The sequence below is a fragment of the Marinimicrobium hydrolyticum genome (genome assembly GCF_030848505.1).
GTDB lineage: Bacteria > Pseudomonadota > Gammaproteobacteria > Pseudomonadales > Cellvibrionaceae > JAVDDU01.
On sequence record NZ_JAVDDU010000001.1, the window covers coordinates 456,457 to 480,314 of the forward strand.

At 56.0% G+C, this 23,858-nt stretch carries 22 protein-coding genes and 1 tRNA gene; 16 read left to right on the top strand and 7 right to left on the bottom strand.

What is annotated here, in order from left to right; translation table 11 throughout:
- Positions 1–42 precede the first annotated feature (42 nt).
- From lolA to gorA, 6 genes are all read left to right on the top strand, one after another.
- Positions 43–678 carry an outer membrane lipoprotein periplasmic chaperone LolA gene (gene lolA, locus RBH33_RS01980; protein WP_306730442.1) on the top strand — a complete coding sequence of 212 codons (636 nt, stop codon included), beginning with the start codon at positions 43–45 and terminating at the stop codon, positions 676–678.
- Positions 678–2,024, top strand: coding sequence for a replication-associated recombination protein A (locus RBH33_RS01985; protein ID WP_306730443.1), 1,347 nt, complete (start codon positions 678–680; stop codon positions 2,022–2,024). The genes lolA and RBH33_RS01985 overlap by 1 nt, the downstream gene beginning before the upstream one ends.
- 85 nt (positions 2,025–2,109) lie before the next feature.
- Positions 2,110–3,393 (top strand): serine--tRNA ligase, encoded by a 1,284-nt coding sequence (gene serS, locus RBH33_RS01990; protein ID WP_306730444.1) that lies wholly within the window; start codon positions 2,110–2,112, stop codon positions 3,391–3,393.
- A 60-nt stretch (positions 3,394–3,453) separates the two neighbouring features.
- On the top strand, positions 3,454–4,854 hold the full coding sequence (gene cysG, locus RBH33_RS01995) for a siroheme synthase CysG (protein ID WP_306730445.1): 1,401 nt from the start codon (positions 3,454–3,456) through the stop codon (positions 4,852–4,854).
- A gap of 123 nt (positions 4,855–4,977) precedes the next feature.
- Positions 4,978–5,214, top strand: a complete 237-nt coding sequence (locus tag RBH33_RS02000; RefSeq protein WP_306730446.1) for a hypothetical protein — start codon at positions 4,978–4,980, stop codon at positions 5,212–5,214.
- A 160-nt stretch (positions 5,215–5,374) separates the two neighbouring features.
- Positions 5,375–6,730: a glutathione-disulfide reductase gene (gene gorA / locus RBH33_RS02005; protein ID WP_306730447.1), complete on the top strand. Its 1,356-nt coding sequence runs from the start codon at positions 5,375–5,377 to the stop codon at positions 6,728–6,730.
- Between the two features lie 49 nt (positions 6,731–6,779).
- Here gorA and RBH33_RS02010 read toward each other — a convergent pair whose 3' ends face one another.
- Together RBH33_RS02010 and RBH33_RS02015 are read right to left on the bottom strand one after the other, a co-directional pair.
- The gene (locus RBH33_RS02010) at positions 6,780–8,351 is read right to left on the bottom strand and encodes a methyl-accepting chemotaxis protein (RefSeq protein ID WP_306730448.1); all 1,572 of its coding nucleotides are present in this window, start codon (positions 8,349–8,351) and stop codon (positions 6,780–6,782) included.
- 143 nt (positions 8,352–8,494) lie between these two features.
- Positions 8,495–9,244, bottom strand: coding sequence for a flagellar brake protein (locus RBH33_RS02015; protein ID WP_306730449.1), 750 nt, complete (start codon positions 9,242–9,244; stop codon positions 8,495–8,497).
- A 266-nt stretch (positions 9,245–9,510) separates the two neighbouring features.
- On the opposite strand from RBH33_RS02015, the gene ttcA reads away from it, so the two are divergent.
- The 3 genes from ttcA (at position 9,511) to RBH33_RS02030 (ending at position 14,230) form a co-directional block, all read left to right on the top strand.
- Complete coding sequence (gene ttcA / locus RBH33_RS02020) at positions 9,511–10,422, top strand: tRNA 2-thiocytidine(32) synthetase TtcA (RefSeq protein WP_306730450.1); 912 nt, start codon at positions 9,511–9,513, stop codon at positions 10,420–10,422.
- A gap of 65 nt (positions 10,423–10,487) precedes the next feature.
- Positions 10,488–11,606 carry an alanine dehydrogenase gene (gene ald, locus RBH33_RS02025; protein WP_306730451.1) on the top strand — a complete coding sequence of 373 codons (1,119 nt, stop codon included), beginning with the start codon at positions 10,488–10,490 and terminating at the stop codon, positions 11,604–11,606.
- 158 nt (positions 11,607–11,764) lie between these two features.
- A complete protein-coding gene (locus RBH33_RS02030; protein ID WP_306730452.1) occupies positions 11,765–14,230 on the top strand; it encodes a putative bifunctional diguanylate cyclase/phosphodiesterase in 2,466 nt (821 codons plus the stop codon).
- On the opposite strand, the gene RBH33_RS02035 is transcribed toward RBH33_RS02030, so the two are convergent.
- The 5 genes from RBH33_RS02035 to flgA form a co-directional block, all read right to left on the bottom strand.
- Positions 14,227–14,937, bottom strand: a complete 711-nt coding sequence (locus RBH33_RS02035; protein WP_306730453.1) for a 16S rRNA (uracil(1498)-N(3))-methyltransferase — start codon at positions 14,935–14,937, stop codon at positions 14,227–14,229. The two genes, RBH33_RS02030 and RBH33_RS02035, sit on opposite strands and share 4 nt — an antisense overlap.
- Positions 14,938–14,985: 48 nt before the next feature.
- A tRNA-Arg gene (locus RBH33_RS02040) sits at positions 14,986–15,062 on the bottom strand.
- A gap of 58 nt (positions 15,063–15,120) precedes the next feature.
- Positions 15,121–15,597, bottom strand: a complete 477-nt coding sequence (locus tag RBH33_RS02045; RefSeq protein ID WP_306730454.1) for a flagella synthesis protein FlgN — start codon at positions 15,595–15,597, stop codon at positions 15,121–15,123.
- A gap of 84 nt (positions 15,598–15,681) precedes the next feature.
- Positions 15,682–15,996, bottom strand: coding sequence for a flagellar biosynthesis anti-sigma factor FlgM (gene flgM / locus RBH33_RS02050; protein ID WP_306730455.1), 315 nt, complete (start codon positions 15,994–15,996; stop codon positions 15,682–15,684).
- Between the two features lie 162 nt (positions 15,997–16,158).
- On the bottom strand, positions 16,159–16,899 hold the full coding sequence (gene flgA, locus RBH33_RS02055; protein ID WP_306730456.1) for a flagellar basal body P-ring formation chaperone FlgA: 741 nt from the start codon (positions 16,897–16,899) through the stop codon (positions 16,159–16,161).
- Positions 16,900–17,103: 204 nt separating this feature from the next.
- Between flgA and RBH33_RS02060 the strand changes: the two genes are divergently transcribed.
- The 7 genes from RBH33_RS02060 (at position 17,104) to RBH33_RS02090 (ending at position 23,811) form a co-directional block, all read left to right on the top strand.
- Entirely contained in the window at positions 17,104–18,060 is a 957-nt protein-coding gene (locus RBH33_RS02060; RefSeq protein ID WP_306730457.1) for a chemotaxis protein CheV, read from the top strand.
- Positions 18,061–18,128: 68 nt separating this feature from the next.
- Positions 18,129–18,989, top strand: a complete 861-nt coding sequence (locus tag RBH33_RS02065; RefSeq protein ID WP_306730458.1) for a CheR family methyltransferase — start codon at positions 18,129–18,131, stop codon at positions 18,987–18,989.
- A gap of 25 nt (positions 18,990–19,014) precedes the next feature.
- Positions 19,015–19,326 carry a YqfO family protein gene (locus tag RBH33_RS02070; protein WP_306730459.1) on the top strand — a complete coding sequence of 104 codons (312 nt, stop codon included), beginning with the start codon at positions 19,015–19,017 and terminating at the stop codon, positions 19,324–19,326.
- A gap of 94 nt (positions 19,327–19,420) precedes the next feature.
- Complete coding sequence (locus RBH33_RS02075; RefSeq protein ID WP_306730460.1) at positions 19,421–19,984, top strand: NUDIX hydrolase; 564 nt, start codon at positions 19,421–19,423, stop codon at positions 19,982–19,984.
- Positions 19,985–20,050: 66 nt separating this feature from the next.
- Complete coding sequence (locus tag RBH33_RS02080; RefSeq protein ID WP_306730461.1) at positions 20,051–20,839, top strand: dienelactone hydrolase family protein; 789 nt, start codon at positions 20,051–20,053, stop codon at positions 20,837–20,839.
- Between the two features lie 159 nt (positions 20,840–20,998).
- A complete protein-coding gene (locus RBH33_RS02085) occupies positions 20,999–22,612 on the top strand; it encodes an AMP-binding protein (protein ID WP_306730462.1) in 1,614 nt (537 codons plus the stop codon).
- Positions 22,613–22,662: 50 nt separating this feature from the next.
- Positions 22,663–23,811 (top strand): patatin-like phospholipase family protein, encoded by a 1,149-nt coding sequence (locus tag RBH33_RS02090; RefSeq protein WP_306730463.1) that lies wholly within the window; start codon positions 22,663–22,665, stop codon positions 23,809–23,811.
- Positions 23,812–23,858 lie beyond the last annotated feature (47 nt).

Here is a 23,858-nt window from a genome sequence, read left to right on the forward strand (position 1 = left end):
GACTCGATCAACACTGTTTGATCGCAACGAATAGGAACTGACATGAAGCTGCATTTTCGCATTACGCTGTGGGCACTCGTGCTGGGTATGCTGTCATCCGCTTTCAGCGTGGCCGCTGAGGATCTCAATCGGTTGCAGCAACGCCTGGAGGGTATGAAAACCCTGCAGGGCGACTTTACTCAGATTTTGTTTGATGACGATGGCACTGTGCTGGAGGAGAGCCAGGGTGAATTCGCCTTGGAACGTCCGGGTAAATTTTACTGGCACACCCAGGAGCCGTTTGAGCAACTGCTGGTTTCCGACCAGCAATTTTTGTGGCTTTACGACCCGGATCTGGAGCAGGTCACCCAGCGCTCCTACGACCAAGAGCAAGTACGCGGCACCCCCGCGGCGATTTTAAGCGATGACGTTGACGGGCTCGGGGAAAATTTTTCCGTACAGTACAAAGGCGCGGACAACGGCCGGCAACTGTTTAGCCTCCGCCCGCGTGTCGACAAAGATTTGTTTCAAGAACTGCTGTTGGCGTTTACCGATGAGGGACTGACCGAGATTCGTGTGCGTGACAACCTCGGCCAACTGACCATTTTCACCCTGGTGGACGTGCGCCGTAACGAGCCGGTTGACCAGCGACTGTTCGAGTTCGAGCCGCCCGAAGGCGTGGACGTGTTGGTGGATTGATGTCGGGAGATTTGTTCGACACCCGGCCCGCCTATCAGCCTCTGGCAGCCCGTATGCGGCCGCGCACATTGGGTGATTACGTCGGCCAGGAGCACTTGCTCGGAGAGGGCAAACCGCTGCGGGATGCCATTGAGCGCGGGCACCTGCATTCCATGATTCTCTGGGGTCCGCCCGGCGTTGGCAAAACCACGCTGGCGCGCCTGTTTGCCGAACAGGCGGATGCCCGCTTTCAAACGCTGTCGGCGGTACTTGCCGGTGTCAAAGATATCCGTGCGGCCGTGGCCATCGCCGAGCAGGAGCGCGCCGGTAGCGGCCGCAAAACCATTCTGTTCGTGGACGAAGTGCACCGTTTCAACAAGGCCCAGCAAGACGCCTTTCTGCCTTACGTTGAAGACGGTACTTTGATCTTTATTGGCGCCACCACTGAAAACCCGTCCTTTGAACTGAACAACGCCTTGTTGTCCCGGTGCCGTGTCTATGTGCTGCGCGGGCTTGAGACGACTCACGTGCGGCAGGTCTTGACCCAGGCGCTGGAGGACGTCGAACGCGGGCTGGGTGGAAAATCCGTCACCGTCGAAGGGCAGTGGTTGGATACCCTCGCTAAAGCCGCTGATGGTGATGCCCGCAAAGCGCTGAACCTGTTGGAAATTGCTACCGACTTGGCCGATGAGCACCAGGGCAGCAAGGTCATTGATGAGTCCGTCTTGGCGGAAGTGCTGGCTGGCGATTTGCGTCGTTTCGACAAAGGCGGAGACTTGTTTTATGAACAGATCTCCGCCCTGCACAAAGCCGTGCGTGGCTCTTCTCCCGATGGCGCGCTCTACTGGTTGGTGCGCATGATCGATGGTGGCTGCGATCCGCTCTACCTGGCTCGGCGCATCGTGCGCATCGCCAGTGAGGACGTAGGCAATGCCGACCCGCGGGCGTTGCCCCTGTGCTTGAGTGCCTGGGATGTGCAGGAGCGCTTGGGCAGTCCGGAAGGGGAGTTGGCACTCGCCCAGGCGGTGGTCTACCTGGCGGCAGCACCCAAAAGCAATGCCGTGTATAATGCCTTCAACCAGGTTATGGCCGAGGTGCGGCAACAGCCGGGGTACGACGTGCCCATGCACCTGCGCAATGCGCCCACCCAGTTAATGAAATCAATGGATTACGGCGCCGAATACCGGTACGCCCACGACGAACCCAATGGTTACGCGGCGGGCGAATGTTATTTGCCGCCCGAGTTAGCTGACCGCCAATACTATCATCCGGTGGAGCGGGGCCTGGAACAGAAAATCAAAGAAAAGTTGGCTTATTTCCGGCAGCTCGACCAGCAGAGTGAACATCAGCGCTACAAGACTGAATAGCGTTGAACACTGTTTACAGTCCTGCGTAGCGCGACGGAACTACGGCCTGCAACCCTCACTTTCTACATGGACCTTTCGCGTAGTTATGCTAGATCCGAAACTGATTCGAACCGAACCCGAAGCGGTAGCCGCAGCACTCAAAAAGCGCGGTTACGACCTGGACGTGGCCACTCTTAAAACCCTGGAGGAAAAGCGCAAGGCGCTTCAGGTGAAAGCCGAAAATCTGCAACAAGAGCGCAACAGCCGCGCTAAAAGTATCGGTCAGGCCAAATCCCGGGGTGAAGATATACAACCGCTGTTGGCCCATGTCGATCAACTCAAACAGGATCTCGCTGATGCCAGCACCGAGCTGGATCAAGTGCAATCGGCACTGGATGATCTGCTCGCGGGCGTGCCCAATCTCCCGGCCGATTCGGTACCCGAAGGCGCCAACGAAGACGACAACGTGGAACTGCGTCAATGGGGCTCGCCTCGGGAATTTGTTTTTCCGGTGGTTGACCACGTGGATCTCGGTGCCCGACTCGGCGGTATGGATTTTGATCTGGGCAGTAAAATTACCGGCGCGCGTTTTGTGGTGCTGCGCGGTGAGATCGCGCATCTGCATCGGGCGCTGGCTCAGTTCATGCTCGATACCCACATTCGCGAGCACGGCTATGAAGAACTCAACGTGCCTTTTATCGTCAACTCTGCCTCTCTCAATGGCACCGGGCAGTTGCCGAAGTTTGAGGAAGACTTATTCAAAGTGGAAGACGAGCGCGGTTTCTATTTGATTCCTACAGCGGAAGTGCCCGTCACCAATATGCTACGCGATACGCTGCTCGACGGTGAAGCCAGTTTGCCGCTGAAGTTCGTTTCCCACACACCCTGTTTTCGCAGTGAAGCCGGTTCTCACGGCAAGGACACGCGGGGCCTGATTCGTCAGCATCAGTTTGAAAAAGTTGAGCTGGTACAGTTTGTCCGTCCGGAAGAATCCGACGAGGCGTTGGAAGTACTCACAGGACACGCTGAAACCATTTTGCAAAAACTGGGCTTACCGTATCGCACCGTGGCGCTGTGTGGTGGCGACTTGGGTTTCTCGTCTTCCAAAACTTACGATATTGAAGTTTGGGTTCCGTCCCAGAACAAGTACCGTGAAATTTCCTCGTGCAGTAACTTCCGCGATTTCCAGGCCCGTCGCATGAAGGCCCGCTACCGGAACTTGGAAACCGGTAAGCCGGAGCTGTTGCACAGCCTGAACGGTTCCGGTCTGGCGGTGGGCCGCACTCTGTTGGCGGTGTTGGAAAACTACCAGCAAGCCGACGGCAGCGTGACCATTCCAGAGGTGCTGCGTCCCTACATGGGCGGCCAGGAAGCCCTGACACTGAATTAAGGTCGGCACGGTGCCGGCTTACGCGCCGCGCCGCCGTCCACTCGGGAGGCTCGTTACTCCATGGATTATTTTCCCGTCTTTCTGGATTTAAAACAGCGCACCTGCCTGCTGGTGGGTGGTGGCGATATTGCGACTCGCAAGGGGCGTTTGCTGGCTCGGGCGGGTGCCCGCTTGCGCATCGTGGCACCAGAGGTCAGTGACGAGTTACAGCAGCTGGCGGCGCAAGGTGGGGGCAGCGTGCACCCGCGTGAATATCAAAGCGAAGATCTGGAAAACTGTACTTTGGTGGTCGCGGCCACGGATATTGAAGCACTGAATGCGCGCGTCTCTGCCGATGCCCAAGCGCGGTACTTGCCGGTGAACGTAGTGGATAGCCCGGCGTTGTGTACGTTTATTACTCCCGCTATTGTGGATCGTTCGCCGTTGGTGATTGCCATCTCTAGCGGTGGCGAAGCACCTGTGCTGGCGCGTCTGGTTCGAGCCAAACTGGAGACGCTCATTCCCTCCGCCTACGGACGCCTCGCTCAATTGGCCAGCCGCTGGCGCGAGCGTGTCAAACAGGCGTTTAGTGGTGATAACCGGCGGCGATTTTGGGAAAAGGCGCTGCAGGGGCCGGCGGCAGAGCTGGTGTTTAATGGTCAGGACGAGCAGGCCGAACAATGGCTGGCGGAGGCCCTCGCAGATCCAAACGCTGTAGCTCAAAACGGCGAGGTTTATTTAGTGGGCGGTGGCCCGGGTGATCCCGAACTGCTCACCCTGCGCGCGTTGCGCCTTATGCAACAAGCCGATGTAGTGCTCTATGATCGACTGGTTTCCGAGCCGGTTATGGACTTGGTGCGCCGCGATGCCGAGCGAATTTATGTGGGTAAGCGGCGCAGTGATCACGCCATGCCCCAGGAAAATATTAATCAATTGCTATTGGATCTGGCCCTGGAAGGCAAACGGGTTTTGCGCTTGAAGGGGGGCGACCCGTTTATTTTTGGCCGCGGCGGTGAGGAAATTGAGTTGCTGGCCTCGCGCGGTGTTCCGTTCCAGGTGGTGCCAGGCATTACGGCGGCCTCCGGTTGCGCAGCTTATGCCGGTATTCCCCTCACGCATCGGGACTACGCCCAATCGGTGCGTTTCGTGACCGGTCATCTCAAAACCCAGCAAGCCAATCCCACCTGGCCGGAGCTGGCCCTGCCGGGTCAAACTCTGGTGATTTATATGGGGTTAGTGGGGTTGACCGAGATCTGTCAGAATCTGGTAGAACATGGACGCGCGCCCACCACGCCGGTGGCCCTGGTTGAAAAGGGCACCACACCGGAACAACGCGTGTTAGTGGGTGATCTGGCCACTATAGCGGACTTGGTGGCCGAGAATGACGTCCATGGGCCCACATTGCTGATTGTGGGCGAGGTTGTGAAGTTACAACGGCAACTGGAATGGTTTACGGCCAAGGCCGATAAAAATCGCGTTTAGCGACCAAAAGTGCGACCAAACGCACGTTTTGAGCGATTTTCGATCAAGTTTCCAGGGTTTTGGCCGTTAAGTGAATATAGGTCGAGCAAGACGCGTCGACGCCAACTTTGAGTTGAGGTGAGTATGGTATACATAGGCCCTACAACCACTTTGTCTCCGAGCGCTACCAATAAGCTGCGCTCCGGCTACTCGCCCGAGCATGATATGCCCGTGGGTAAACAGGTGTCTGACACCCAGCCGGTGCCGCCAGTACCCGAACGCCGCAAGGGCGACCGTCGCCGCCAACAACGTAAACCGGTGTTGGATCTACGCAGCGGGGATAGACGCCGAAGCCGCCGAAGAATCGATATTGAAGTCTGATCGAAGCCCGCTTCCCGATCAGAAATTCCGTCCTCCCAGCTTCAACAACTCCTCCCTGAATTCGTGGGTCGCGCCATTGCGGTGTGGCCCACGACCTTCGTACACTGTCTTTATAGGCCCGCTGTCCTGCGAGCCCCATTTTACTCGTCGGAGTTAAAGAATGAGTCAATACGACTACGATTTGCTGGTTATCGGGGCCGGATCTGGAGGGGTGCGCGCGAGTCGCACGGCGGCTCGTTTGGGTGCGCGGGTAGCGGTGGTTGAGGAGCGGTACCTGGGGGGTACCTGCGTTAACGTGGGCTGCGTGCCAAAAAAACTGCTGGTATATGCCTCTCATTACGCCGAGACGTTTCAGGTTGCGCCAGGCTTCGGCTGGCACCTCGGCGCGACACGCTTTGATTGGAGCGAACTTCTGGCTAACAAGGATCGGGAAATCGCGCGCTTGAACGAAGTGTACAGAGGGCTACTGCAAAATACTGGAGTGACCTTGTTCGAAGCGCGGGCCCGAGTGCTGGGGCCAAATCGAGTGGCCGTGGGGGACCGGGAAATCACCGCCGAGCGTATCTTGATTGCCGTAGGCGGGTGGCCCTGGAAGCCCGACATCCCCGGTATTGATCTGGCCATCACGTCCAATGAAGCGTTTTATCTGAACGAGCTGCCCGCCAGTATTGTTATCGTTGGGGGTGGTTACATCGCGGTTGAATTCGCCGGGATTTTTAATGGCCTGGGGGTGGATACCCACCTGTGTTACCGAGGCGACTTGTTCCTGCGTGGCTTCGATAAGGATGTGCGTGATCATGCCGCTTCTGAGCTGCGCAAGAAAGGCATAACACTGCACTTCAATACGGAGATCTGTTCCATTGCGGAAGAGCCGGGTGGTGGCTATAGGATTCAAACCGATGTCAACGAGGAGTGGTGTGCCGGCCTGGTCATGTACGCCACTGGCCGGCAACCCATGATTGACGATTTGGGCTTGGAGCATACGGCGGTGCAGATAACCGAGGCCGGCACCATTGCCGTTGATGAGTTTATGCAGACCCACGAGCCTTCCATTTACGCCTTGGGGGACGTCACCGGACCCGTTGCGCTGACGCCGGTAGCTCTCGCCCAGGGCCAGGCTTTGGCACAAAACCTTTACGGTGGGGACGACATTAAGCTGAGCTACAAAAACATTCCCGCCGCTGTATTCAGTCAACCGACCATTGCCACTGTGGGGCTGACCGAGGAAGAAGCCAGAGCCTCTTATGAGCGTATCGACATTTACAAATCCAGCTTTGGTCCCATGCAGTATTCCCTAAGCGCCATTGGTGAGCGAGCGCTGATCAAGTTGGTGGTGGATCGGGACACTGACCGGGTGCTGGGTTGCCATATGGTCGGGCCGGATGCCGGCGAGATTGTGCAGGGCTTAGCGGTCGCCCTGACCGCAGGTGCGACCAAAGCTGACTTTGACCGCACCATTGGTATCCACCCGACACTTGCCGAGGAGTTTGTGACGCTGCGTCAGGTGGCTGAATAACGAGTTTCACGGGAGCATCATCCTGACGCCCCGAGTGCATCGATCAAAATCAGTTAAACCGGCGTATCAATTCGAACTGCTGTTCGGACAACTCATACATTTCCCGATTAAGCTGCTCGGCGGAACTGATTTCGTCTTGAGAGCGGTCTGAAATGCGGCTGATTTGGGTGGTGTTCCGCTCGATTTCCGTCGCCGTGGCTGACTGCTCCTCGGCGGCGGCCGCGATCTGATGAGACATCTGATCAATAATGGTCACCGCCCCGGTGATGGCTTCTAACGCTGCTTGGACCTTTTCCATCTCGCTCACACTGCGATCGGCCAGGGATTGGCAGTTTTCCATGCTGGCACTGGCCTCCTTGGTGGCTTCGGTAAGCTTGCCGATGATTTGTTGGGTGTGCTGAGTGGACTCCTGGGTACGTTGTGCCAGAGTGCGTACTTCGTCGGCAACGACCGCAAAGCCCCGGCCTTGCTCCCCCGCGCGAGCTGCTTCAATGGCCGCATTCAGAGCCAGCAAATTGGTTTGCTCGGCGATACCCCGGATTACGTCAATCACTGTGGCGATTTGGCCACTGTCTTGAATCAGTCGAACCAATACCTCATTCAAATTACCCACCATAGTGGATAGATCCCCAATGGCTTGGTTGGCACCTTGTATGACCTGATTGCCCTGGGTAACTTCCCGAATGGCATCGCGGGTAGCCCCCGAGGTATCCGTCGCGCCACTGGCCACTTCCTGTACCGCCAGGGACATCTGCTGCATGGCGTCCGCCACGCCAGCCGTTTCCCGCTGCTGTTCCGTGGTGCCCTTCAAAGTTTGGCGGGTTTGGTCGCGCGCAGCGGCCGCCTTGCGGCGCAGCTCACTGGCGGAGGCGCCCACCCGGCCCAACGCGGTGCGCAGGCGGGCGGCGGAGGCCAGCTGAGCAAAAGCCAGCTCACCAGCGACGTCACAGCGCCCTGTATACACATAGGCTGCCAAGGGATCCCTTAGGTGGGCGTGGGACTGGGCCAGCAAATGGGTAAACACCCGCTGGGAGAAAAACTGACTCAACAGCGTTACCACCACACTGATTGTAACGGCCAGGGCGCCATAAAGAGCGTCAAAGCGACCGAACAGGACTCCGGCCAGCAAGAGAATTGCGAAAATGCATAGACCGGTATACGCCGCGTTCTGCCACTGATGGCGCAGCCGGGTTATCAAGGGGCAAAAAGCCTGGCCCTGTGCCACACGTTGGTAAACTTGCTTGGCGCGCTGCACCCGTTGAGGGTCGGCGGGGACCCGCACAGATTCATAGCCCTTGATTTCTCCACGCTCGCGCACCGGCGTCACATAGGCATCCACCCAATAATGGTCACCGTTCTTACACCGGTTTTGCACTATGCCCATCCAGGGCCGTCCACTTTGAATGGTTTGCCACATGGCGGCGAATACGGCTTCCGGCATATGGGGGTGACGAACAACGTTGTGGGGAGCGCCTTGCAGCTCCTCATGTGAGAACCCCGACACGTCGTGAAAGAGCTCGTTGTAAAACAAAATGTTGCCGTTGGTATCGGTGGAAGAGACTAATTCGGACCCCGGGGGAATAGACACTTCTTTGCCGGTAACTGAACCGTTGTGACGCATGATGATTCCCGTAAAAGCGCGGCGCCCAATGGGCGCACGTGAATGATTTCAGATACTTATCGGCATCTGCATTAAAATTTTAGCACTTTATGCGCCAAACGCATGATCGGATACACGCTGGCGGGGCAGGGGAGCTGGGCTGCTTAGGCAGCCCGATGGGTGTCTGTAAGCAAGCGGCTGAGTATGTAATGCTGAAGATTGTTGACCGTGGCGTCGTCCAAACCCACAAATGCCAAACTGATTTGAGTTTGGCGCCAGGGTCGGTTTTGAATCTGGAAAGCGCACACCCTCGCACGGCACCGACAGGATACGCCCGGTGCCACGGTAAACTCGCACAGCGGAATTTCCTCACCGTGGCGCAATTGGGTGCGCCAGTCGCCCGTTAGGGACACCCTAAGTCCACCAGCGGACATATTCAGGATTTGACCGTGCTGGGGCCCCACCCCGGGCAGCGACAAGGTGACTGGTACGCGCGGCTGGCCTGCCAGTGTCAGGCGAGGCCACTGCCTTCTGGGTCGATAATGGGCCGCTTTCGGCAGGACCACGGCCAGGCCGGCTACTCCGCAGTGCTGGCCCAGGGCCACCACCGTGGTACGGAAGGCCAGAATTTTACCCGCTCGGTGATGGCTGACTTCCAGCTCATCACCCGGTTTCAAGAGCGCCCGGTTGGGAAACAGGTCGTCCAACCACAGAAAGCCGCGCCGGGGATCCAATGCCAGAATTAGGCTTTGGTAGGTTCCTGGGGCATTCGCCACCGTCACCTTAAGCAACTGCCGCCTTTCAAACAGTTCCCGTAACGGGGCAGGCACCTCCACTGGAGGCTCGCCCACAGGGGCAGGCGGCTGTGGCTCCGCAGGCGTTAGCTTTTGTAGGACGGTACGCAAGATAGCCATGGATGGCTCCGGTTAGCCAAAAATTGGAAGTCAGAGCATTGACTAGAGCAAAGCGTGTGCCAGGGCATCGTGTCTGCGGTATCAGTGGCTTTGGGATATGTGCGGACTCTTTAGCAGGCGCCGGGTGGCAAGAGTCTGCCTCTGCAGCGGCAAGGCGCCGCCGTGGTAATGCCGTCTTGTCGTCGGTTGGTACTCGGGTGCAGTTTCCCGGCGCTGGACAAGTCCGTACAATAGTGGCAACCGTCGTGCTACCGAACTGAGATCCCATGAGCCAAACCCCTGCCCACCAATCAACTGCTGTTCAAAGTGCTGGTCATCCAGGCCCAGGGCGCCAAAATCGCTTGGAATTTAACAAACTGCAAAAACGCCTGCGCCGACAGGTAGGTACCGCCATTGCTGATTACAATATGATCGAATCCGGCGACACCGTGATGGTGTGCCTTTCCGGCGGCAAGGATTCCTACGGTATGTTGGATATTCTGCTGAGCCTGCAAAAAACCGCGCCGATTCCGTTCCGCCTGGTGGCGGTAAACATGGACCAAAAGCAACCCGGCTTCCCAGAGCACGTCCTGCCTGAGTACCTGAAAGGCCTGGGTATCGAATACCATATTGTTGAGCGTGATACCTACAGCATTGTGAAAGACGTGATTCCCGAGGGAAAGACGACCTGTGGTTTGTGTTCCCGTTTGCGGAGGGGTACTTTGTACAGCTTTGCCCAGGAGATCGGCGCCAACAAGATCGCTCTGGGTCATCATCGGGATGACATCATTGAAACCTTGTTTCTGAATATGTTTTACGGCGGCAAACTCAAGGCCATGCCGCCCAAGTTGTTGTCCGACGATAAGCGCAACGTCATTATCCGCCCGCTCTCCTATTGTAAGGAGGATGATCTTGCCGCCTACGCCGAGCAAAAAGCCTTCCCAATCATTCCCTGCAACCTCTGTGGTTCCCAGGAAAACCTGCAGCGCCAGGTAATCAAACAGATGCTTACGGACTGGGAGCGGCAACATCCCGGTCGTACGGAAACCATCTTTTCCGCTATCAAAAACGTCGCACCCTCTCAGCTGGCGGACCCCAAGCTTTTTGATTTTGTAAGCTTGACCACCAGCGAGAGTGAGCCCGAAGAGGGGGAAGAGGGCAATGCCGTAGGGCAGTTCATTCCCGCCGTTCAGGTGTGATCAGCCTTGCTATACTCACAACAGTAGCGGGTAGCTAATCCAAGCCTGCTTACCCAGAGGTGACTATGCGGGTAGGGGTTCCCAAAGAAATAAAAGCCGATGAGCACCGGGTCGGGCTAACCCCAGCGGGGGTTCGTGAGCTCTGCCAGAGAGGGCACACTGTGCTTGTGCAGCGCGGGTGCGGCTCTGCCATTGAGTTTACGGATCAGGATTATGTGGCCGCCGGCGCCTCGGTGGTGGATACCGCCGAGGAGCTCTATCAACAGACACAGCTCATCGTAAAAGTGAAGGAGCCTCTGCCGGAAGAGTGCTCATTGCTGCGCCCTGATCATCTGCTGTTCGCCTACCTGCACCTGGCGGCCGATAAAACACTGACCGAAGCACTGCTCCGCTGTGGCGCCACGTGCATCGCGTACGAAACCGTCACCGGCCCAGGCGGCGGCTTGCCGCTTCTGGCCCCCATGTCAGAGGTCGCTGGGCGCCTTGCGGCTCAAGCGGGAGCCCATCACCTGGAGCTCGCACAAGGTGGGCGTGGTGTACTGCTTGGCGGAGTCCCTGGGGTGGCGCCCGCTCGCGTACTGGTCATCGGAGGCGGGGTTGTAGGTACTCAGGCCGCCAGAGTCGCCCTGGGTATGGGGGCGGACGTCACTGTTCTGGACCGATCATTGCCGCGTTTAAGAGAGTTGGACGAGCAATTTCAAGGACGAGTTAAGTGCGAGTACGCCAGCGTCGAGCGTTTGGAGGCTCTAATCGTACAAGCAGAGTTGGTGATCGGGGCGGTACTCATTGCGGGGGCGGCGGCACCGCGCTTGCTCTCTGAGGAGCAGGTCAAAAAAATGCAAAACGGCGCTGTGCTGGTGGATGTGGCCATTGACCAAGGCGGCTGCTTTGCTACTTCCCGGCCTACCACACATCAGAAGCCTACCTACAAGTTGCATGGGGTGGTGCATTACTGTGTGGCCAACATTCCCAGCGCGGCCGCCCGCACAGCCACGTCAGCCTTGACCCACGCTACCTTGCCGCACACCCTGGCCCTCGCGGACCTGGGGCTCGATGCCTTGCGCAAGGACCAGCATCTACTGGCTGGCCTAAACATTCATGACGGTGCCGTGACTCAGGAGGCAGTGGCGCATTCGCTGGACTATCCTTATAAAAACGGACACGCTGCCATCGGGGCTGTATAGGCAGAAGAAGCATAGACAGGGCCAGACAGAAGTAGGCCTGGGGTGTCGTTTATATCGACCGATGCTTTATACTGGCATTTGAGCCGGTTCTGAGCGCCTAGGAAGGTTGCGGAACAGGTCGTGGTTAGCGCTCATGAAAAACAATAACGGATAACTACATGCATAAGGCCCCCTCTTTTTTTCAGGGAATCTCGTTCCAGCTCGCCAAAATTGGCATCTTGCTGGCATTTGCCTTGGGGTTTTTGGTCAGCAGCGCACAAATTTATCTGGATTTCCGCAGCCACCAAAGTGAACTCGACCAACTGGCCGATCGGGTCATTGAGGTCACTATGCCCCCCGCCGCACGGGCAGTACACACACTGGATGATGACCTGTCTGCAGAGGTGGTCAACGGCTTGTTGGCCTACGGGTTCATTTATCAGGTGTCCATTACTGACGAGTTGGGGAATATTCTGGCTGAAGGCTCTGCGCCGGTACCGGAATCCGCAACTCGGTGGCTGACCCGTCGTATCGCGGAGGAATCGCGTCACTTCAACGCGGCCTTAAATATTCCAGGTTACGGCGGCTCGGCCTACGGTACGCTGAGTTTTTCTCTGGATATGGATCAGGCTCTCAGCAGTTTTTATCAGCGGGCTCAGCGCAGTCTCACCACGGGTCTTTTACGGGACATGCTGCTGGTGCTGCTGCTGTTTATCGCGTTCTACCTGACCCTCACCAAACCACTGGTGCGCCTGGCGCGGGAAATTCGCGATATCAGCCCTGACCAGCCTGGCGTTCAACGCCTGACGCCGTTACCGGGTCGACGTGATGAATTGGCCGAGCTGGTCACGGGCGGTAATCAACTACTCGATGCGGTTGAGCTGTCCTTGGCGCGCCGGCGCGCCGTGGAATTGGCGCTGCGCAAAAGCGAAGAACATTTACGGCAAATCATCGACAGCTTGCCGGTGATGATTGGTGCTCGCAATGCGACGGGCCACTACTTGTTTGCCAACCGAGCCCTCTCCGAGGCGCTGGGGTTCACCCCCGATCAAATGCGCGATATGCACGCCCGCGATCTGTTGCAGGGCTCTGTGCAGGATTTGGAGTTGTTGCTGCACAATGACCACAGGGTCATCAAGCAGGGTGCCGATATCGAAATTTCCGAGGAGTCGTTCATTACCGCCACGGGAAAACAACTGTTTTTACAAACGCACATTGTGCCGCTTCAGTTTTACGATGAAATAGTCGCACTAGTGGTGTCCGTGGACGTGACCGAGCGAAAGAATGCCCAAGCGAAAATGGAGCACATGGCTCATCACGACGCCCTAACCAATCTACCCAATCGGGTGCAATTGGTGGAGCGGCTGGAGCTGGAAATTCGCCGCGCGGAGCGTCACGGTTATTGCGGCGCGGTGTTATTCATCGATCTGGATCAGTTTAAAAATATTAATGACTCCCTGGGGCACCCGGTCGGTGATTTAGTGTTGAAGGAAGTGGCTCAACGCTTGGTGGAAACCGTACGGGAAGAGGACCTGGTAGCGCGTCTTAGCGGCGATGAATTCGTGTTGGTACTGACGGTCCTGGACGAAGATATGAGTGTGGCCGCGTTGCGTGCCGGGGAAATCAGTGAAAAGTTACGCGGTGTAATTTCCCGCCCCTATCGAATAGAAGATCTGGAGCTGCGCATCACCTGTAGCGTGGGGGTGGTGATGTATCCGGAGAAGAACAGCACCGTGCACGAACTGCTGCGTTTTGCGGATACCGCCATGTACCAGGTGAAAGAGAAGGGCCGCGATTCCATCGAGTTTTTTAACGAGGAAATGGCCGCTAAAGTCAGCCGGCAACTGGTCATGGAGGGCGACCTGCATCGCGCGCTGGAGGAGGGTCAGTTTGAGCTTCAGTACCAGCCCAAAATAGATATGATCAGCGGCAATATCGTGGGCGCGGAAGCCTTGCTACGCTGGCATCATCCGGTCAAAGGCACCATTTCCCCGGTTGAATTTATTCCAGTGCTGGAAACGTCGGGTTTGATTTTGGATGTTGGCCAGTGGGTGCTGGAGCAAGCGTGTGAAACTCTGGTGCACTGGGAGTCCATAGGCCTTTGGAAAAAAGGTATGCGCTTGAGTATTAACATCAGCCCGCGCCAGTTCCGGCGCACGGCGTTCGCGGACGATGTTTTGGCAACTTTGGCCCACTATGAAATCCCCGAAAATTCCCTGGAAATCGAAGTTACAGAAGGCATAGTGATTCAGCAGGTGGATGAGGCCATCATCACCATGACCCGTTTGGCGGAACATGGCATCAGCTTTTCTTTGGACGACTTTGGTACCGGCTATTCCTCGATTAGCTACCTGAAACAGCTGCCGGTGAGTGTGCTAAAAATCGATAAAAGTTTTGTGCGCGATATTATCGACGATCGCAACGACCGTGTGTTGGTGGAAACGATTATTACCATGGGTCGTCTGCTGGATTTGGAAGTTATTGCCGAAGGTGTGGAAGATCAGGCGCAGTTCAATTTACTGCAAAAATACGGTTGCCATTACTTTCAGGGTTTCTACTGCAGCCCGGCTGTCTCTCTGGATCGCTTTGACGAAATGTTAAAAGACCAGGAAGCCATGACGTTTAGAGCGGATGGAAACGCTTAAAACAATCGGCCCAGCAGGAAGGGGATGACGGTCTCTACTCGTAAAATACGTTCGCCCAAATGAATGGGTTGAAACCCGCTGGCGAGCAGTTTTTCCACTTCATATTGAATAAAACCACCCTCTGGTCCCACCGCCAACACCACGTCGCCGGTTGTTTGTTTCGGGCAAGGATGCGGTGTGTACGGGTGGGCGATTAAAGCTTCTCGCCCCTGAATCATCGTGCCTAGCTCGTCTTCCACAAACGGTTTAAAGCGTTTGCGCAGTATCACATTGGGCAGTTGTGTGGCCCCGCCCTGTTCCAAACCCAGAATTAACTGCCGGTGTATTTCATCATCGGCAAGCCAGGGCGACTGCCAGTAGCTTTTTTCCACTCGGTAGCTGTTAATCAGAACCAGCTCGCGCACCCCACAGGTGGCCACGGTTTGCAGAATGCGGCGGAGCATTTTGGGGCGCGGCAGTGCCAGGATTAATGTCAGTGGAAGTAGGGGAGGAGGGGGAGACTCCAGAGTGACATCCAAGTGGATGACGTCAGGCGCTAGATGGGTCACGATCCCGTAACCTATGGCCTGGTTAAGCCGACCCACTTTTAACCGATCGCCAACTTGGGCTCGATGCACTTGGGTGATGTGCGTGAGTCGCCGGCTATCTTTGATCACCGCCTGGCTGGCGTTAACTAAATCTTCGTCGTAGAGCAGTACAAGATTCATGCGCGGCCGTAGGGCCTCATAGAGTGGCGGTCAAAAGTGGCAATTATATGGCGCCCCGGAGACGATTTGAACGTCCGACCTGCCGCTTAGGAGGCGGCTGCTCTATCCAACTGAGCTACCGGGGCGGGATTGTGAAGGCCGCTATTGTATGCACTTTGCCGTCACAATCCAACCGCACTCCGGTCACGCCTTAACGATGGTGTGTGATCCGCTCTCCGGTGCTGTGCCGCCTTCAGAGTTGTACAGCTGAGGGCCGCTGACTTGACCGCGTAGGAGGTTGAGCAACTGCCCCAGCGTTTGGCGTGAACGACCGATGATCTTGCCGTTCACTTCATTGAGCTCTTGGCATTGAGCGAAACGCTCGATCAACGCTTGCCAGGGCTCGATCAGCGCTCGGGTATCGGCCCGGCCATGCAAAAACTCAATCCAACCATGTTGGTCTCGGCTTAAATTGGCTTGCTCCAGCCACTGTTGCCGAACCTGGGAATGCTGGCCCAGGTGTGCCAAAAGTTGCTCTTTGGCTTCAATCAGTGCGGGTAGGTGCTCGTGCTCGCGCGCTTCAAGGTGCTCGCGCTCAGCGGTCAGAAGTTGGGAGAGTTGTTCGACGTTGGCAGTATCCTGCGCCAGCATCGCGCGCAGAATCTCGGTGGAGGGTTGCATAGAAACCTCAGCTCGTTGTTGGTTGATCATCAATTGCTAAAGTGTCGCCCAGCGTTGGGGGGCTGAGCGACACTCGAAATGGGCTTAGCCCAGCAAATCGTCCTGATTCAGCATGTTCTCGGCTATACGCTGAGCGTTAACCTCGAACCGACCTTCAGCAATCGCTTGGCGAATTTCCGCCACCCGCTCACTGTTCACTTCCGGCAAATTGTTAATTTTCTCTTCCAGGCGCCCCAAGCTTTGGGCCTCTTGACTCAGAACTACGTCATCCCGGGAAGAGGTCGGCTCCGGGCTGGTTTTGGTGTCCGCGCCTGGGCGCGGCGCCGCCGAATTGGCGCGGCCGGTGGTATTGTTTGTGGTGTGTCCGGTCTTGATGCTGTTGTTTGTATCAATAGCCATGATGTTTCCCCAACTTCATTTGATGATGCCAGCAACGCTGACGAGCCGTACTTAAGGCTCTACAGGGTGGCTTTCGGCGGGCATCTTTATAACTTTAATGCTAATTTGTTATAAATGTGACCTAATCGACGTTATAACCGAAGGTCTTGGCCCCGCCCGTAGCTAGAGTATCGTTTTTACATGCCCTGGGGCCACTATTTCTCCGGCGACTATGCGTTCTGAGCTGTTATTCATCACCCGTATCTGTTGACCGACCCGACCACCGCTCATGGCGGTGCCGCGCGTGCTGACGCTGATGCCGCCCACTTCCGCTTCCAGGCGAACCTCGTCGCCCCGGTTGACCGCCAGGGGTTCCACCAAAAGCCCGGCCCGGAAGGGCTCTCCGCGTTCCAGAGGGCGCCGCAATTCCATACCCACAACGGCAGCCTCAGTATCGACAAAACCTTGACGCAGGCGGCTGGTGTTTCTCAGCTCCAGGGTGACGTCGGTGTCGCTCAGTCTCGTGCTTCGGCCAAGATTGCGCGCTGCTACTGCTACAGGGCGGTATAGATCCACCTGGGCGGGCACATAGATGGACCAGGGTTGGTCACCCCGGCAGCGGCTGTGCACGCTCACGTTGCCGCCGTTGTTGCTGGCATCGTTAAGACGCATCTCCAGATCGCCGCATTCAGCCAAATGCAGACGGGGATCCAACCGGCCAACTTCCACCGCTACCCGTTGAGCGCCCGACTGTGCATAGTGGTCGCTCAGAAATTGTGCTACCTGTTCCCGCAATTGCTCCAGGTCATGGCGCTCCGCCAGCGCCGGAGTAGCCCCCAGGGTTAGCGACACGAAAGCCAGGCCCGCTTTAGCCCAAAGCCGGGGAGCGCAAAAGAATGTCCGCCAAATGGCACCAAAATGCATAACTTGTTCTACTCTTGATAGAGAGAGGCTAAGGCTCGCAGGACGCTGCGCGCCTAAAGAATGACGGTTTTTGGCCGCAATAGCCTTTGAGGAATAATAAAGCAAAGACTGTGCCGCTTAACCTCAGTGTAAAAAATGCACTATAGGCATAAAACGGCGCATTAAGTTAAACTGCTAACAACAGCACAATAATGAGGAAGAGGTATGGCGGGCGTCCTGGACAATGTCAATCAGCGCACCCAGTTGGTGGGGCAGAACCGCCTGGAGCTGCTGCTTTTTCGCCTGTCAGGGCAGCAGCTGTACGGCATCAACGTCTTTAAAGTGAAAGAAGTGCTTCAGTGCCCACCGCTCAATGCCATCCCCGGACGCAACCGGGTGGTGCGCGGTGTCGCCCATATACGTGGCGGCACTTTATCCATTATGGATATGAATCTGGCCATAGGTCGGCGTCCGCTAGAGAACATCGAGGACTGCTTTGTCATCATCACCGAATACAATCGGACCGCCCAGGGCTTCCTGGTGCGTGGCGTGGATCGCATCGTCAATATGAACTGGAGCGATATTCATCCGCCACCGAAGGGCGCGGGTAAAGATCACTACCTGACGGCGGTCACAGAGGTTGATGGTAAGTTGGTGGAGATTGTCGACGTAGAGAAAATCCTGGCTGAGGCCGCTCCGGTCAGTGAAGAAATCAGCGCGGGCACAATGCAAGAAGGTTTGTCGGAGCGCGTGGTGGAAAAACACGTATTGGTTGTGGACGACTCAAGCATTGCCCGCAAACAAGTGCAACGCGTTATGGAATCTATGGGTATTCGTACGACCGTCAAAAAAGATGGCCGCGAAGCCCTGGACTATTTACTCGGATTGGTGAAGGACGGGAAAGAGCCGTGCCAGGAATTGGTTATGGTGATTTCGGATATTGAAATGCCCGAGATGGATGGTTACACCTTTACCGCAGAGATTCGTAATCACCCTGCCTTGAAAGACCTTTACGTGTTGTTGCACAGTTCCCTCAGTGGTGTGTTCAACGAAGCGATGGTAAGCAAAGTCGGGGCGGACAAATTTTTGGCCAAGTTTAATCCTGACGAGCTGGTCCGTCGCGTTAGCGACCGGGTGCTTGAAATGACCGGTGAAGACTTGTTGGAAACCGAGCAAGACTAACGCCCTGAAGTAGCGTACTCTTTTTAAAGTCGGTAGATTTAAAATAGCAGGGCGTTTGAGCGAAAACTATGACGACAAAAGCGGCAGGGCAGCGCGACAGTTTTGATCAGGCGGAGTTTGACCATTTTCGCCAATTTTTACAGGATGCTTGTGGCATCGCTCTAGGCGATAACAAGCAGTACCTGGTTTCCAGTCGTATCCGTCGTTTATTGGAAGAGCACAATCTTGAGTCCTTTAGCGATCTGGTGAAAGCGCTCAAAGCGAGTAACAGCCGTCGCCTTAAGGATCAGGTCATCGATGTCATGACCACTAACGAAACTTTCTGGTTTCGAGACATTTACCCCTACGAACATTTGAAAGACCACCTCTTACCGGCGTTGATGACCCGTGAGCACAAAGGTGCCGGACCGGTAAGGATTTGGTCCGCTGCGTGTTCCTCGGGTCAGGAGCCATACTCCATCAGCATTATGGTGGAGGAGTTTCGCCGCCAAAGCATGGGCGCGTTGTTTCGGCCAGTGCAGATTCTCGCCACCGATTTGTCGTCCATAGTTTTGGAACAAGCCCGCGCCGCTGAGTACGATCGATCCTCGGTATTGCGGGGTCTATCCGACGAGCGCTTGACCCGCTATTTCGATGTAGCCAAAGAAAACATTTGGCGTGTGAAGCCCGTCGTGCGCGAACGGGTTCAATTCAAGGCTTGGAACCTACTGGACCCCTACGCGTCTCTGGGTAAGTTTGATATGGTTTTCTGCCGAAATGTGTTGATTTACTTCAACCCGGAACTCAAACGCAGAATTCTGCAAAAATTGCACACCGCACTTAAACCCGGTGGCATCCTTTTCCTTGGCTCTTCAGAAGGATTGGCAGGTGCCAGTGATCTGTTTGAAATGGTCCGGTGCGATCCTGGAATCATGTACCGAGCCGTTTAACAAGCTGCTACAAGGTTGTAACGCTATGTTCAAACTGGTTTTTTATGTTCCCGAAACCCACGTGGAAGCGGTAAAAAGCGCCGTGTTTGCCACCGGCGCCGGCCGTATTGGAGACTACAATTCCTGTGCCTGGCAAGTATTGGGTCAAGGCCAGTTTCGACCGCTTGAAGGAAGTCAGCCTTTTTTAGGCCAGCAGGGGCAGGTGGAGCAGGTGCCCGAGTACCGCGTAGAGCTGGTGTGCGCCGATGAACTCATCGAAAAAGCACTGGCAGCATTGCGCAGAGCGCACCCTTACGAGGAGCCAGCCTACGATGTTTGGCGTTTGGCGGATATGTGATGGCGTCGGTTTGCATCGGCCGCGTCGGTTTTAGCCCTGTTTTCCAGCAAATTATGACCAATCCTTTCGGTTCACATTCGGACATCGCAGCACCATGAGTCCCTTCGTCGAGCGCTTGCTGCCTATTCTGTATCCCACCCATGCACTGACGGATTCCCCCGGCCTGTTTCCAGAGCAAGCGGCGGTGATGGTATTGATCACCGATCACCCGACACGGCCTGAATTGATTTACACGCTGCGCGCGCAACACATGCGCCAACATGCTGGTGAAGTGGCCTTCCCAGGAGGTAAATGGGAGCCTCAGGATCCAGATCTGCTCACCACAGCCTTGCGGGAAACCCACGAGGAAGTGGACTTGCCCCCCGCCCAAATTCGTTTGCTGGGCGCATTCAAGCCCAGCGCTACGCGTGCGGGCACCAAAGTTACACCGTTTGTCGGCCTGGTAGCGCATTCCGTTGCCCTGACTCCCAACCCCAATGAGTTGGAAAGCGTGTTTCGGGTGCCGCTGGGTTGGTTCACTCCCGAGAACTGTCTTCGGGTTGACGAATTCCGCCGTGCTGGCAAAGTCTACCGCGTGCCCGCCTATGGCTACGGCGAATACGAGATCTGGGGGTTTACCGCTGCCTTGACCCAAGAGATACTAGCGGCCACAAAATAGTGACCAAGCTGGTGACCTGCCAGCAGCCCCCCTAATTTCATATTTATCTCTAAAGGAGCGGAGTTCATGAATAAGATACGTTGTTTCCTCGTGTTGGCACTGCTGTTCAGTAGTTGGGCCAGGGCGGAACTGGTTACCGAAGAAATCGAATACGAAGTGGACGGTGAACGCTTTACCGGCTACCTCGCGTACAACAACCGCGTCGAAGGTGAGCGACCGGGAATCCTATTGGTTCATGAATGGTGGGGCCACAACGACTATGTGCGCCGACGCGCCGAGTTATTGGCCGAGTTGGGCTACACCGCCTTCGCCCTGGATATGTACGGCAGTGGCAAAGAGGCGGACCACCCGGAGCAAGCCAACGAATTCATGGAAGCGGTCATGTCCAACATCGATGCGGCGGAGCGGCGCTTCCATACGGCGCACGAGCTTCTGCGCGATCATGAAACCGTATCTCCCACACAAACCGCGGCACTGGGCTACTGCTTTGGCGGCGCGGTGGTATTGCACATGGCGCGGCAAGGGGCCGATCTGGATGCCGTGATCAGCTACCACGGCATGCTGAGCACCGATCAGCCAGCTTCTGAAGGCGACATCAATGCCAAGGTGCGGGTTTTCACGGGGGGTGCGGACCCCATGGTGCCCGAGGAGCAGGTCGAGGACTTCAAGGAGGAGATGCGCAATGCCGGTGTCGACTATGAAGTCTACGTCTATGAAGATGCGGTACACAGCTTCACCAACCCCGATGCTGACGAAAAAGGCGAGCGTTTTGGCATGCCGCTGGCCTACGATGCGCAAGCTGATGCAGATTCCTGGCGCAAGACCTTTCGTTTCCTGTATAAGGTGTTTAACTAATCGGGCCTCTTAGACTTCATGCCCAGCATGGTTGAAACTCAATCATACTGGGTTGATAATCAAAACAAGCAATGCACTAAATCGTGCGATTCGCGCAGATAACAATCCATCCCAGAGACTCGGGCCGGTTTATCCCGGGCTGTAAAGGAGCACAGTGTCATGGCACTAAACTACAATCGTACCGTTGCCGAGGTATTCGAAGAAGCCTGTCAGACGTACGGCGATAAAGCCGCGTTCACTTGCCTGGATAAGACGCTCAGCTTCAATGAGGTAGAGCAGTTATCAGCGCGCTTCGCCGCCTACTTGCAGGAGCATACAAAGCTGGAGCCGGGCGATCGAATTGCCATCCAATTGCCCAACGTGCTCCAGTATCCGATCGCCGTGTTTGGCGCTCTGCGGGCCGGCTTGGTCGTCGTTAACACCAACCCGCTCTATACCCCTCATGAAATTAAACATCAGTTGCAAGACTCCGGCGCCAAGGCGCTGGTGGTGTTGGCCAACATCGCCCATAACGCCGCCAAGGTAGTGGATGAAACAGAGGTTGAGCAGGTGATTGTCACCGAGTTGGCGGACTTCCACCCGCCACTGAAGCGCACGCTGCTCAACTTCGCTGTTAAATACGTGAAAAAAATGGTGCCGCCTTTCGAGTTCAGAAATCAGGTGAGTTTGCGTGACGCCATGGCGAAAGTCAGCCAGCCCTTTAAACCCGTGCAGCGCACACCTGAAGACATCGCGGTATTGCAATACACCGGCGGCACCACGGGTGTTGCCAAAGGAGCCATGCTCACCAACCAAAACCTCGTGGCGAATATGACTCAACTTAACGGCCATATGTGTGACTTGTTAGGTGAAGGTAATGAGTTATTTGTAGCACCCTTGCCCCTGTACCATATCTATGCATTCACTTTGCATTGCATGTCCGCTGTAGCTTTGGGCAATCACAACTTACTGATCCCCAATCCCCGGGACATTGGTGGCTTTGTCAAAATGCTGAAGGGAAAGCCCTTTACCGTCTTTGTTGGCCTTAACACATTGTTTAATGCCCTGTGCAGAAACGCCGACTTCGCCAACTTGGATTTCAGTCATTTGCATCTCACCTCGTCCGGCGGCATGGCGTTGACGGCCTCCACCGCCAAACGCTGGAAAGAAGTGACTGGTTGCGATATTTACGAGGGTTATGGGTTAACGGAAACCTCGCCGGTGGTTTCCAGCAATCCGGCGGGAAAAATACAACAGGGTACCGTCGGTATTCCGCTACCCGAAACCGAGTGCAAAGTGATTGATGAAGAGGGTAAGGACGTGCGCGGCGAAGAGCCGGGCGAGTTGTGTGTGCGCGGTCCTCAAGTCATGAAAGGCTACTGGAATCGGCCGGAAGAAACTGAGCGCTCTATCGATGCCGAGGGCTGGTTTAAAACCGGCGACATGGCAATCATTCAGAAAGACGGTTATATAAAAATCGTCGACCGCAAAAAAGACATGATCAACGTCTCCGGCTTCAAAGTATTCCCCAATGAAGTGGAGGACGTGCTGAGTGGTCACCCGGACATACTTGAAGCGGCCGTGGTCGGCATCTCCGATGGCGATGGTAGCGAAAGCGTAAAAGCCTACGTGGTGACCAGTCGCGACATGACGGTTGAGGAAGTGCGCGAGCACGCCAAAACCAAACTGACCGCCTATAAAGTTCCGCATGAAGTTGAGTTTCGCGATGAACTGCCCAAAACCAACGTGGGTAAAGTGCTGCGCCGAGCATTAAAAGAAGAGCAGGGCAAATAATAACGAGTGTTTAGTTTACGGGTGGCCGCGGATACAACCGCGCGTATGTTATGAAAAGAGCGCTGATTCTATCCGGCGGCGGCGCTCGTGCCGCCTACCAAGTTGGCGTGCTCCAGGCTCTCGCGAAACTGCTGCCGCCCGAAACTGAAAACCCTTTTCCCATTATCTGCGGTACTTCCGCCGGGGCTATCAACGCCATCGCTCTGGCCAGCCACCCAGGTAATTTTCGCGAGGCCGTTACATCCCTGGCCAAAATCTGGCAAAACCTCACCATTGATCAGGTTTACAAGCACGGCTGGGGGGACTTACTCAAAGGCCTCGGCCTTCTCGGCTTCTCCCTGTTCAACGAAGGGGTGGGGCGCCAGCGGCCGCTGTCCATGCTCGACAATGCACCGCTGTGGAATTTACTGGGCAGCAGCGTCCGCTTTGAAAACATCGACCGCGCCATCGCCTCCGGCAAACTTTCCGCCATATCCGTAACCGCTATGGGCTATACGTCAGGCGAGTCGGTAAGTTTTTTTCAGGGCGAACCCGAACTCAAAGGTTGGAATCGCCATCGCCGTATCGGTTTACCTACGCGCTTAAAGCTCGAACATTTGCTGGCCTCTTCGGCCATTCCGACTATTTTTCCCGCTGTGCGTATCAACCGAGAATACTTTGGCGATGGTGCGCTGCGCCAACTCGCCCCCATAAGCCCAGCCTTGCACCTGGGTGCCGAATCGGTGTTTGTCATCGGTGTAAGCCAGAACCGGGACAAACGATACAAAAGCAAACGCAGCTTTATTCGCCACTCCCCCTCCATGGCACAGATTGTCGGCCAGCTGTTCAACAGCGCCTTCATTGACGCCCTGGAAGGCGATCTCGAACATCTTGAGCGCATCAACGAACTGATCGAACTGGTGCCCGAAGATTTGCGCAAACCCAACCAATTGCCCCTGCGGCCCGTCGACAACCGAGTGATTTCGCCCTCCCGCCCCGTCGACAACATCGCCGGCCGCAAAGTGCGCTACCTGCCCAAGAGCCTACGCTTCTTCCTCAAAGCTATCGGTGCCACCGCCAAAGGCGGCGGCGCGACAGCTGCCAGCTACCTGCTGTTTCACCAATCCTTCATTCACGAACTCATGGAGTTGGGCTATCAGGACACCATGTGGGAGGCGGACAGCCTGAAGGTGTTTTTTGGGGTGGATGGGAAGCCTTAGTGTGGGCGCATGAGTAGTGCTTTTGACAGAGTGAACACAATAAAAAT

What these genes read in the sequence shown, in the direction of transcription:
- lolA (WP_306730442.1), top strand. Translation starts at nt 43, where the DNA reads ATGAAGCTGCATTTTCGCATTACGCTGTGGGCACTCGTGCTGGGTATG.
- RBH33_RS01985 (WP_306730443.1), top strand. Translation starts at nt 678, where the DNA reads ATGTCGGGAGATTTGTTCGACACCCGGCCCGCCTATCAGCCTCTGGCA.
- serS (WP_306730444.1), top strand. Translation starts at nt 2,110, where the DNA reads ATGCTAGATCCGAAACTGATTCGAACCGAACCCGAAGCGGTAGCCGCA.
- cysG (WP_306730445.1), top strand. Translation starts at nt 3,454, where the DNA reads ATGGATTATTTTCCCGTCTTTCTGGATTTAAAACAGCGCACCTGCCTG.
- RBH33_RS02000 (WP_306730446.1), top strand. Translation starts at nt 4,978, where the DNA reads ATGGTATACATAGGCCCTACAACCACTTTGTCTCCGAGCGCTACCAAT.
- gorA (WP_306730447.1), top strand. Translation starts at nt 5,375, where the DNA reads ATGAGTCAATACGACTACGATTTGCTGGTTATCGGGGCCGGATCTGGA.
- RBH33_RS02010 (WP_306730448.1), bottom strand. Translation starts at nt 8,351, where the DNA reads ATGCGTCACAACGGTTCAGTTACCGGCAAAGAAGTGTCTATTCCCCCG.
- RBH33_RS02015 (WP_306730449.1), bottom strand. Translation starts at nt 9,244, where the DNA reads ATGGCTATCTTGCGTACCGTCCTACAAAAGCTAACGCCTGCGGAGCCA.
- ttcA (WP_306730450.1), top strand. Translation starts at nt 9,511, where the DNA reads ATGAGCCAAACCCCTGCCCACCAATCAACTGCTGTTCAAAGTGCTGGT.
- ald (WP_306730451.1), top strand. Translation starts at nt 10,488, where the DNA reads ATGCGGGTAGGGGTTCCCAAAGAAATAAAAGCCGATGAGCACCGGGTC.
- RBH33_RS02030 (WP_306730452.1), top strand. Translation starts at nt 11,765, where the DNA reads ATGCATAAGGCCCCCTCTTTTTTTCAGGGAATCTCGTTCCAGCTCGCC.
- RBH33_RS02035 (WP_306730453.1), bottom strand. Translation starts at nt 14,937, where the DNA reads ATGAATCTTGTACTGCTCTACGACGAAGATTTAGTTAACGCCAGCCAG.
- RBH33_RS02045 (WP_306730454.1), bottom strand. Translation starts at nt 15,597, where the DNA reads ATGCAACCCTCCACCGAGATTCTGCGCGCGATGCTGGCGCAGGATACT.
- flgM (WP_306730455.1), bottom strand. Translation starts at nt 15,996, where the DNA reads ATGGCTATTGATACAAACAACAGCATCAAGACCGGACACACCACAAAC.
- flgA (WP_306730456.1), bottom strand. Translation starts at nt 16,899, where the DNA reads ATGCATTTTGGTGCCATTTGGCGGACATTCTTTTGCGCTCCCCGGCTT.
- RBH33_RS02060 (WP_306730457.1), top strand. Translation starts at nt 17,104, where the DNA reads ATGGCGGGCGTCCTGGACAATGTCAATCAGCGCACCCAGTTGGTGGGG.
- RBH33_RS02065 (WP_306730458.1), top strand. Translation starts at nt 18,129, where the DNA reads ATGACGACAAAAGCGGCAGGGCAGCGCGACAGTTTTGATCAGGCGGAG.
- RBH33_RS02070 (WP_306730459.1), top strand. Translation starts at nt 19,015, where the DNA reads ATGTTCAAACTGGTTTTTTATGTTCCCGAAACCCACGTGGAAGCGGTA.
- RBH33_RS02075 (WP_306730460.1), top strand. Translation starts at nt 19,421, where the DNA reads ATGAGTCCCTTCGTCGAGCGCTTGCTGCCTATTCTGTATCCCACCCAT.
- RBH33_RS02080 (WP_306730461.1), top strand. Translation starts at nt 20,051, where the DNA reads ATGAATAAGATACGTTGTTTCCTCGTGTTGGCACTGCTGTTCAGTAGT.
- RBH33_RS02085 (WP_306730462.1), top strand. Translation starts at nt 20,999, where the DNA reads ATGGCACTAAACTACAATCGTACCGTTGCCGAGGTATTCGAAGAAGCC.
- RBH33_RS02090 (WP_306730463.1), top strand. Translation starts at nt 22,663, where the DNA reads ATGAAAAGAGCGCTGATTCTATCCGGCGGCGGCGCTCGTGCCGCCTAC.